This window comes from Micromonospora sp. NPDC047756, from assembly GCF_055587245.1.
Genome location: NZ_JBVJGQ010000005.1, coordinates 385,953 through 393,940, shown reverse-complemented (window position 1 = coordinate 393,940; position 7,988 = coordinate 385,953). Strand labels below are relative to the sequence as shown.

11 protein-coding genes are annotated in these 7,988 nt (G+C 72.3%); 7 read left to right on the top strand and 4 right to left on the bottom strand.

From position 1 onward, the window contains the following. Window positions 1–189: hypothetical protein (locus ACZ6NZ_RS18465; protein WP_465859201.1), on the top strand; the 189-nt coding region annotated here is incomplete at its 5' end. A gap of 320 nt (window positions 190–509) precedes the next feature. Here the strand turns inward: ACZ6NZ_RS18465 and ACZ6NZ_RS18460 are convergent. Then, window positions 510–989, bottom strand: coding sequence for a DUF6232 family protein (locus tag ACZ6NZ_RS18460; RefSeq protein ID WP_465859199.1), 480 nt, complete (start codon window positions 987–989; stop codon window positions 510–512). A gap of 98 nt (window positions 990–1,087) precedes the next feature. On the opposite strand from ACZ6NZ_RS18460, the gene ACZ6NZ_RS18455 reads away from it, so the two are divergent. Together ACZ6NZ_RS18455 and ACZ6NZ_RS18450 are read left to right on the top strand one after the other, a co-directional pair. After that, window positions 1,088–1,861, top strand: a complete 774-nt coding sequence (locus ACZ6NZ_RS18455) for an enoyl-CoA hydratase-related protein (RefSeq protein WP_465859198.1) — start codon at window positions 1,088–1,090, stop codon at window positions 1,859–1,861. Between the two features lie 123 nt (window positions 1,862–1,984). Next, window positions 1,985–3,607 (top strand): acetolactate synthase, encoded by a 1,623-nt coding sequence (locus ACZ6NZ_RS18450; RefSeq protein WP_357206345.1) that lies wholly within the window; start codon window positions 1,985–1,987, stop codon window positions 3,605–3,607. Window positions 3,608–3,655: 48 nt separating this feature from the next. On the opposite strand, the gene ACZ6NZ_RS18445 is transcribed toward ACZ6NZ_RS18450, so the two are convergent. Genes ACZ6NZ_RS18445 through ACZ6NZ_RS18435 form a run of 3 tightly spaced genes read right to left on the bottom strand, consistent with a single transcriptional unit; the run spans window position 3,656 to window position 4,785 of the window. Then, a complete protein-coding gene (locus tag ACZ6NZ_RS18445) occupies window positions 3,656–4,063 on the bottom strand; it encodes a PLD nuclease N-terminal domain-containing protein (protein ID WP_366613451.1) in 408 nt (135 codons plus the stop codon). 27 nt (window positions 4,064–4,090) lie between these two features. Beyond that, on the bottom strand, window positions 4,091–4,396 hold the full coding sequence (locus ACZ6NZ_RS18440; RefSeq protein ID WP_366613449.1) for a DUF202 domain-containing protein: 306 nt from the start codon (window positions 4,394–4,396) through the stop codon (window positions 4,091–4,093). Further along, window positions 4,393–4,785: a YidH family protein gene (locus tag ACZ6NZ_RS18435; protein WP_465859195.1), complete on the bottom strand. Its 393-nt coding sequence runs from the start codon at window positions 4,783–4,785 to the stop codon at window positions 4,393–4,395. The genes ACZ6NZ_RS18440 and ACZ6NZ_RS18435 overlap by 4 nt, the downstream gene beginning before the upstream one ends. A 42-nt stretch (window positions 4,786–4,827) precedes the next feature. On the opposite strand from ACZ6NZ_RS18435, the gene ACZ6NZ_RS18430 reads away from it, so the two are divergent. The 4 genes from ACZ6NZ_RS18430 (at window position 4,828) to ACZ6NZ_RS18415 (ending at window position 7,976) form a co-directional block, all read left to right on the top strand. After that, the gene (locus tag ACZ6NZ_RS18430) at window positions 4,828–5,625 is read left to right on the top strand and encodes a GNAT family N-acetyltransferase (RefSeq protein ID WP_465859193.1); all 798 of its coding nucleotides are present in this window, start codon (window positions 4,828–4,830) and stop codon (window positions 5,623–5,625) included. A gap of 2 nt (window positions 5,626–5,627) precedes the next feature. Continuing rightward, entirely contained in the window at window positions 5,628–6,035 is a 408-nt protein-coding gene (locus ACZ6NZ_RS18425; protein WP_465859191.1) for a hypothetical protein, read from the top strand. Window positions 6,036–6,222: 187 nt separating this feature from the next. Further along, window positions 6,223–7,002, top strand: coding sequence for an electron transfer flavoprotein subunit beta/FixA family protein (locus ACZ6NZ_RS18420; RefSeq protein ID WP_366613441.1), 780 nt, complete (start codon window positions 6,223–6,225; stop codon window positions 7,000–7,002). A gap of 14 nt (window positions 7,003–7,016) precedes the next feature. Beyond that, window positions 7,017–7,976 carry an electron transfer flavoprotein subunit alpha/FixB family protein gene (locus tag ACZ6NZ_RS18415; protein ID WP_465859189.1) on the top strand — a complete coding sequence of 320 codons (960 nt, stop codon included), beginning with the start codon at window positions 7,017–7,019 and terminating at the stop codon, window positions 7,974–7,976. Window positions 7,977–7,988 lie beyond the last annotated feature (12 nt).

Below are 7,988 nucleotides of genomic sequence, written 5' to 3'. Positions count from 1 at the left end.
GCCGCCGCAGCCGCCGCCCGCCGCCGCCGTCCGCGCCGCCCGCCGCCGCAGCCGCCGCCCGCCGCCGCCGTCCGCGCCGCCCGCCGCCGCAGCCGCCGCCCGCCGCCGCCGTCCGCGCCGCCCGCCGCCGCAGCCGCAGCCCGCGCCGCCGCCGGTCGCCGTCGTCGTGGCCGTGTCGCTTCGCGGTAGGCCCTGTGCGTCGCGGGCCCGGCCTGATTCGTTTGCGACATCAGCTCCATAGGGGCTGCACGAAGGTTGGGCGGCCGTGTCCGTGCCGGTTGGGCGGGTGCCGGTTGGGCGGCCCATGTCCGTGCCGGTTGGGCGGCCCGTGTCCGTGCCGGTTGGGCGGGTGCCGGTTGGGCGGCCGTGTCCGTGCCGGTTGGGCGGCCCGCGCCCGCCCCCGCTGGGGCCGATACGCACCGGCCCGGCTGGCGAGCGCGGTCTGTTCCGGGTTCCACCGGTGGCGGCCCACCCTGATCCGGTCGGGACGTCTAGCGGAAACAGGCTGGTTAGCGGCGCGCGGCGGGGTGGGCCGGCTGGCTGTGCTCCACCGCGCGTTGCACCGCCCGGTAGATCTGCCCGAAGCGCAGCGCGTCACCGGTGTGCAGCAGACGCACCGGTTGGCCCCGCCAACGGGCCCAGATCTCCAGCTGGCGGCTGCCTCGGGCGTACGAGCGGTCCAGGTGTTCGAAGAGGAAGTCGGCGACCGGCCCGACGGCCAGGCCGACCAGCACCGACGCGCCGACGATCGCGATCGTCACGGTGGGGGAGCGGTGCAGCCAGACGGCCAGGCCGATGCCGAGCACCGCCGCGACCAGCGGGCCGGCGAGCGCTGCGCCGATCGCGCCCCGCCCCACCAGCACACGCCAGGAGCGGGTGCCCCGGCGGTGCCAGATCATGGTGATGTCGGCCAGCTTGTAGCTGCGACCGTCCACGCGAAGAGTGGTGGAGGTGACCTGCACCGACCTGTCGTCGTAATACGTGATCATGGCTGGACTCCCGCCCCGGGGGCTGACACCACACTACTTACCCAAACGAGCCGGGTCGTAAGGTTGGCACGCGACTTCGACGAGGAAGTGAGGGCAGCGTGGGCGAGTTCGTTCGGCTGGAGACCACTGACGGCATCGGCACGATCCGGCTGGAGCGGCCGCCGATGAACGCGCTCAACACCCAGGTGCAGGAGGAGTTGCGCGCCGCCGCGACGGCGGCCACCGCCGACCCCGAGGTCCGCGCGGTCATCGTGTACGGCGGGGAGAAGGTCTTCGCCGCCGGCGCCGACATCAAGCAGATGGCTGACATGTCCTACGTGGACATGGCCGAGCGGGCGGCGAACCTGTCCAGCGCGCTCGGTGCGATCGCCCGGATCCCCAAGCCGGTGGTCGCCGCGATCACCGGGTACGCCCTCGGTGGCGGCTGTGAGCTGGCGTTGGCCTGCGACTGGCGGATCGTGGCCGAGGACGCCAAGCTCGGCCAGCCGGAGATCAAGCTTGGCATCATCCCGGGTGCCGGCGGCACTCAGCGGCTGGCCCGCCTGGTCGGTCCGGCTCGCGCCAAGGATCTGATCATGACGGGCCGGATGGTCGACGCCGAGGAGGCCCTGCGGATCGGCCTGGCCGACCGGGTGGTCCCGGCCGCCGAGGTCTACGAGGCCGCGGTGGCCTACGTGAAGCCGTACCTGACGGGTCCGGTGCAGGCGCTGCGTGCGGCGAAGCTGGCGGTCGACGGTGGCCTGGACATGGACCTGAACTCGGGACTCGCCTGGGAGAGCCAGCTCTTCGCGGCGCTGTTCGCCACCGACGACCGGCGTGAGGGCATGGCGGCCTTCGTCGAGAAGCGCAAGCCGGGCTTCACCGGCCGCTGATCCGTCGCCTCCCACCCCGACGGCGCTTCTGACCTCGGCAACGTCCACTGGCCGGGGCCACGGTCGCAGGGCCAAGTGACTGGCCGGTAACCTGTGATCCCGGCCACGGACGATGGGAGCGACATGACGGAGCGGATCGAGGGTCACGGCGGCGAGTTGGCGCTCGCGGCACTACGCGCGCACGGCGTACGGGAGATGTTCACGCTGTCCGGCGGGCACGTCTTCCCGCTCTACGATGCCGCGTACAAGACCGACTTCCCGATCTACGACGTCCGACACGAGCAGTCCGCGGTCTTCGCCGCCGAGGCCGTGGCCAAGCTCCAGCGCCGCCCCGGCCTCGCCGTGCTCACCGCCGGGCCCGGTGTCACCAACGGCATCTCCGGCATGACCAGCGCGTTCTTCAACGCCTCGCCGGTGCTGGTGCTCGGCGGGCGCGCGCCCGCGTTCCGCTGGGGCTCGGGCAGCCTCCAGGAGATGGACCACCTGCCGCTGGTCGCCCCGGTCACCAAGCACGCCGAGACGGTGTTCAGCACCGACGACATCCCGCGTGCGGTGGGTGCGGCGCTGAACGCCGCGCTCACCCCGCACCGGGGCCCGGCCTTCCTCGACTTTCCGCTGGAGACGGTCTTCTCGGTGGCGGAGGCCGAGCTGCCCACCGTGACGGGTGTCGACCCGATCGCCCCGGACCCGGAGGAGGTCGGCCGCGCGGCGTTGCTCATCGCGGGGGCGCAGCGGCCGGTCATCATCGCCGGCTCCGACGTGTACGCGGGCGACGCGGTCGCCGCGCTGCGCGAGGCGGCCGAGGCGTTGCAGGTACCGGTCTTCACCAACGGCATGGGTCGCGGCTCGCTCCCGCCGGAGCATCCGCTGGCGTTCGCCAAGGCTCGCCGGGCCGCGCTCTCCGGCGCTGACGTGGTCGTGGTGGTGGGTACTCCGCTGGACTTCCGGCTCAGCTTCGGTGACTTCGGTGACGCCAAGGTGGTGCACATCGTCGACGCCCCCAGCCAGCGGGCGACGCACGTGCAGCCGGCCGCCGCGCCCGCCGGTGACCTGCGCCTGATCCTCTCCGCGCTGGCCGATCACTCCGGTGACCGGGCCGACCACTCCGACTGGATCGCCGACCTGCGCGTCGCCGAGGACGCGGCGAAGGCTCGCGACGCCGCGGAGATGGCCGCCGAGACCGACCCGATCCGCCCGGCCCGGATCTACGGCGAGCTGCGTCGGGCGCTCGCCCCGGACGCGATCACCATCGGCGACGGCGGCGACTTCGTGTCGTACGCCGGGCGGTACCTGGAGCCGGCCCAGCCCGGCACCTGGCTGGACCCGGGCCCGTACGGCTGCCTGGGCACCGGCATGGGTTACGCGATGGGGGCCAGGGTCAGTCACCCGGACCGGCAGATCTGCGTGCTGATGGGCGACGGCGCGGCGGGCTTCTCGCTGATGGACGTCGAGTCGCTGGTCCGCCAGAAGCTGCCGGTGGTGATCGTCGTCGGCAACAACGGCATCTGGGGGCTGGAGAAGCACCCGATGCGTGCCATGTACGGCTACGACGTCGCCGCCGACCTCCAGCCGGAGCTGCGGTACGACACGGTGGTCAGCGCGCTCGGCGGTGCGGGGGAGACGGTCGCCAAGGCGGCCGACCTGGGCCCGGCGCTCCAGCGGGCGTTCGACTCCGGAGTGCCGTACCTGGTCAACGTGCTCACCGACCCGACCGACGCGTACCCCCGGTCGTCGAACCTGGCCTGAGTCGCACCCGCCGCCGCCGTCGCTTCCGCGCCGGCGGCGGTGGCGCGCTCACACCTCCGGTCGGTCGCCCTCGCGCGGCGGCTCGCCGTCGCGGCGGCGCAGGTCGTCCTCGCGTCGCCGCAGGTCTTCCTCCCAGCGTTGGAACAGTTCCTGATCCTGCTGCTGGGCGCGTTCCTCGACGGAGCGCAGGAACTCCGGGTCGTCGTCGGGGGCCACCGGCCGAGGGCGCTGCCGCTCGCCGCCCCCCGGCCAGGCCTTGCCGGCGCCGGGGCTGGGCTCCCGGCCGACGATGAACCAGGCGATCGAGCCGACCAGCGGGAAGAACAAGATGATCAGCACCCAGGCGATCCGGGGAAGGGCGCGGATCTTGCCCTCCTCGGCGGAGAGACAGCTGATCAGCGCGCAGACGGCGAGGACAATCTGCACCAGGAAGAGGAGTACGCCAAGCCGGGCCATGCACCCATGATGACGCACCGGCGCGCGTCACCCCAGTCCGCGCAGCACCAGCAGCACTCCCAGTAACGCCAGCACCACGGTGCCCGCGGTGACCAGGGGCAGCGTCCGGCCGCCGGTGCGGGCCGGACCGGTGCCGGTGCCCCGCGGCCAGCAGAGCACCAGCAGGGTGCCCCACACCAGAACGGTGCCGCCGGCGATCAGCGCGCCGGTCGGGTCGCCGGTCGCCGCCAGCCGGACGGCGAGCACGCTGACCACGGTCACCGTGAGCAGGGTGCGTCGCCAGGCCAGCCTGGTCCGCTCCGGTTGCAGCCCCGGGTCGCGTCCGGCGCTCACCGCTCGCCGACCGCCCGCATCAGGACGGCGACCACCAGCAGCAACGCGCCGCCGCCGACGGCGAGCGCCAGGATGGCGGGGAACCGGGACGCGGGCAGCTCCTGACCGAGCCGGATGGCCCGCTCGGTACGCGCCCAGTGGTCCACCGCGCGGATCGCGACCGCCGCGCCGAGCAGCAGCAACGCCACCGCGATCACCTCGCGCAGGTGGCTCATCGGCAGGGGTGGCAGGAACTGCGCGGCGGCCAGCCCGCCTCCGACCAGTGCCAGCCCGGTGCGCAGCCAGGCGAGGAAGGTCCGTTCGTTGGCCAGGGAGAAGCGGTAGTCCGGTGGTTCACCGACCGAACGCAGCTCCGCCGGGTCGAACCACCGCCTGATCGCCTCCCACACAGTGGGAGAATATCCGCTTCCCTCCCCGCTTAGCCTGGTCCGGTGACTGATCTCGACGTACAGACGCTGCGCGACGCCTACGACAACCAACTCCGCCCGGAGATCCCCGAGCCGGTCCCGACCGGGGTGACCGTGGAGCGGGACGGGCCGCTGGTCCGCATCACCGGGCTCGACGCCGGCGGGTTCCTCACCTACCGGGACCTGGGCGGGTTGACAGGTGACGCGCTGGACGAGCTGATCGCCCGGCAGGTGCAGCTGTTCCGTGAGCGCGGCCAGTCTGTCGAGTGGAAGCTCAACGAGCACGACGAGCCGGCCGATCTGGCGGACCGGCTGCGCGCTGCCGGCTTCGTGCCGGAGGACCGCGAGACCGTCGTGGTCGGGCCGGTCGCCCCGCTGGCCGCCGCGCTGCCAGTCGTTCCCGAGGGGGTACGCCTGCGTGAGGTGACCGCCCGGGAGGACCTGGAGCGGATCGCCGCCATGGAGGAGGAGGTCTGGCAGGAGGATCGTTCGCACCTGGTGACGGGCCTGGCCAAGGAGATCGACGCCGACCCGAACTCGATCACCGTGGTGGTGGCCGAGGCGGGTGGGACGGTGGTGAGCGCGGGCTGGGTGCGGTTCCCGGCGAACACCGGCTTCGCCACGATGTGGGGTGGCTCGACCCTGCCGCAGTGGCGGCGCAAGGGCATCTACCGGGCGTTGGTCAACTATCGGGCGCGGCTCGCCGAGCAGCGGGGTCGGACGCTCATGCAGGTGGACTGTTCCGAGGACAGCCGGCCCATCCTCCAGCGACTCGGCCTCGTCGCGGTCACGACCACCACCCCGTACGTCTACACTCCGTGATCATGGAACAGCGGTTGACGGACGAGGAGCGCCTGACCCTCAAGACCGGTGCCTTCGGTGCCGTCTTCCTGGTCTCCAACGCCGACCCCGGTGTGCTGGGGGTGATCCGGGAGAGCATCGCCGCTTCCGGAGCGCTGGCCGACGCCAGTGGCACGGTCAAGGAGGCGCTGACCACCGGCCCGCTGCCGCGTCTTCCCCGGGACTCGCAGCTGGAGATCGAGTCGGTGGTGCTGCCGGCGCTGGGTGCGGCGGTGCGGATCCTGCGCGAGAAGTCCCCCCGGGACGTGGACGCGTACCGCGATCTGGTGTTGGCCGCGGCGGACCAGGTGGCCCGCGCGCACGACGGGGTGGCACCCGCCGAGGCGGCGGCCATCGACCAGATCAGGGTCGCGTTGGCAGAGCCGGCCTGACCGGCCGCGCGTCGGTGAGCTGTGTCACTCTGAGTGCTGCGGGAGCGCAACCTACTGGCAGGTAACATTGCGCCGTGGGCAACTGCACAACCGCCCGCGGTTGACCTGGCGTCGACCGACGCGCGACGCTGCGCCCCAGACCGGGCGAGCGAATCGCAACACCACACAGGAGGGTCGTCGAAGCGCGATGAACATCGTCGTACTCGTCAAGCAGGTGCCTGATTCGGGCGCGGACCGCAACCTGCGCAATGACGACAACACCGTCGACCGCGGTTCGGCGAACAACGTGATCAACGAGATGGACGAGTACGCCATCGAGGAGGCGCTGAAGATCAAGGAGGCGCACGGCGGCGAGGTCACCATCCTGACCATGGGTCCGGACCGGGCGACCGAGTCGATCCGCAAGGCGCTCTCCATGGGCCCGGACAAGGCCGTGCACGTGCTGGACGACGCCCTGCACGGCTCGTGCGCCGTCGCCACCTCGAAGGTGCTCGCCGCGGCGCTCGGTCAGCTGGGCGCCGACCTGGTCATCTGCGGTGCCGAGTCCACCGACGGCCGGGTCCAGGTCATGCCGCACATGATCGCCGAGCGGCTGGGCGTCGCGGCGCTCACCGGTGCCCGCAAGCTCACCGTCGACGGCGCGACGCTGACCGTCGAGCGGCAGACCGAGGAGGGCTACGAGGTGGTCACCGCCGCCACCCCGGCCGTGGTCTCCGTCTGGGACACCATCAACGAGCCGCGCTACCCCTCCTTCAAGGGCATCATGGCCGCCAAGAAGAAGCCGGTGCAGACGCTCTCGCTGGCCGACCTCGGGGTCGCGGCCGACGAGGTGGGCTTCGACGGCGCCACCAGCGCCGTCGTCGAGCACACCAAGCGCCCCCCGCGCTCCGGCGGCGCCAAGATCACTGACGAGGGCGAGGGCGGCGTCAAGCTGGTCGAGTTCCTCGCCACCGAGAAGTTCGTGTGAGAGGGGGGTCCGACATGTCCGAGGTTCTCGTCGTCGTCGAAGCCACAAAGGAATTCGGCGTCAAGAAGGTCACCCTGGAAATGCTCACCCTCGCGCGTGAGCTGGGCACCCCGAGCGCCGTGGTGCTCGGCGGCGCCGGCGCCGCCGAGGCGCTGAGCGGCAAGCTGGGCGAGTACGGCGCGGAGAAGATCTACGCCGCCGAGGGTGACGAGATCGACGGCTACCTGGTGGCCCCCAAGGCGACGGTGCTGGCCGAGTTGGTCAAGCGGGTGCAGCCGGCCGCCGTGCTGCTGGCGTCGGCCCAGGAGGGCAAGGAGATCGCCGCCCGGCTCGCCGTCAAGCTCGACAACGGCATCCTGACCGACGTGGTCGGCCTGGACGCCGACGGCACCGCGACCCAGGTCGCCTTCGCCGGCTCCACCATCGTCAAGTCCAAGGTCACCAAGGGCCTGCCGTTGGTCACCGTCCGGCCCAACTCGGTCACCCCCGCCCCGGCGGCGGCGAGCCCGGCGATCGAGCAGCTCAGCGTGTCGGTCACCGACACCGACAAGCTGGCCACCGTCGTCGAGCGGGTCGCCGAGCAGAAGGGCTCCCGCCCCGAGCTGACCGAGGCCGGCGTGGTCGTCTCCGGCGGTCGGGGCGTCGGCAACGCCGACAACTTCAAGCTGGTCGAGGAGCTCGCCGACCTGCTCGGTGGCGCCGTCGGCGCGTCCCGCGCGGCCGTCGACTCCGGCTTCTACCCGCACCAGTTCCAGGTGGGCCAGACCGGTAAGACGGTCTCCCCGCAGCTCTACGTCGCCCTCGGCATCTCCGGCGCGATCCAGCACCGGGCCGGCATGCAGACCTCGAAGACCATCGTCGCGGTCAACAAGGACGGCGAGGCGCCGATCTTCGAGCTGGCCGACTTCGGGGTGGTGGGCGACCTGTTCAAGATCGTCCCGCAGGCCGCCGAGGAGATCCGCAAGCGCAAGTGAGCCAGCGATACG

What these genes read in the sequence shown, in the direction of transcription:
- ACZ6NZ_RS18420 (WP_366613441.1), top strand. Translation starts at nt 6,223, where the DNA reads ATGAACATCGTCGTACTCGTCAAGCAGGTGCCTGATTCGGGCGCGGAC.
- ACZ6NZ_RS18445 (WP_366613451.1), bottom strand. Translation starts at nt 4,063, where the DNA reads ATGGCCCGGCTTGGCGTACTCCTCTTCCTGGTGCAGATTGTCCTCGCC.
- ACZ6NZ_RS18450 (WP_357206345.1), top strand. Translation starts at nt 1,985, where the DNA reads ATGACGGAGCGGATCGAGGGTCACGGCGGCGAGTTGGCGCTCGCGGCA.
- ACZ6NZ_RS18425 (WP_465859191.1), top strand. Translation starts at nt 5,628, where the DNA reads ATGGAACAGCGGTTGACGGACGAGGAGCGCCTGACCCTCAAGACCGGT.
- ACZ6NZ_RS18460 (WP_465859199.1), bottom strand. Translation starts at nt 989, where the DNA reads ATGATCACGTATTACGACGACAGGTCGGTGCAGGTCACCTCCACCACT.
- ACZ6NZ_RS18415 (WP_465859189.1), top strand. Translation starts at nt 7,017, where the DNA reads ATGTCCGAGGTTCTCGTCGTCGTCGAAGCCACAAAGGAATTCGGCGTC.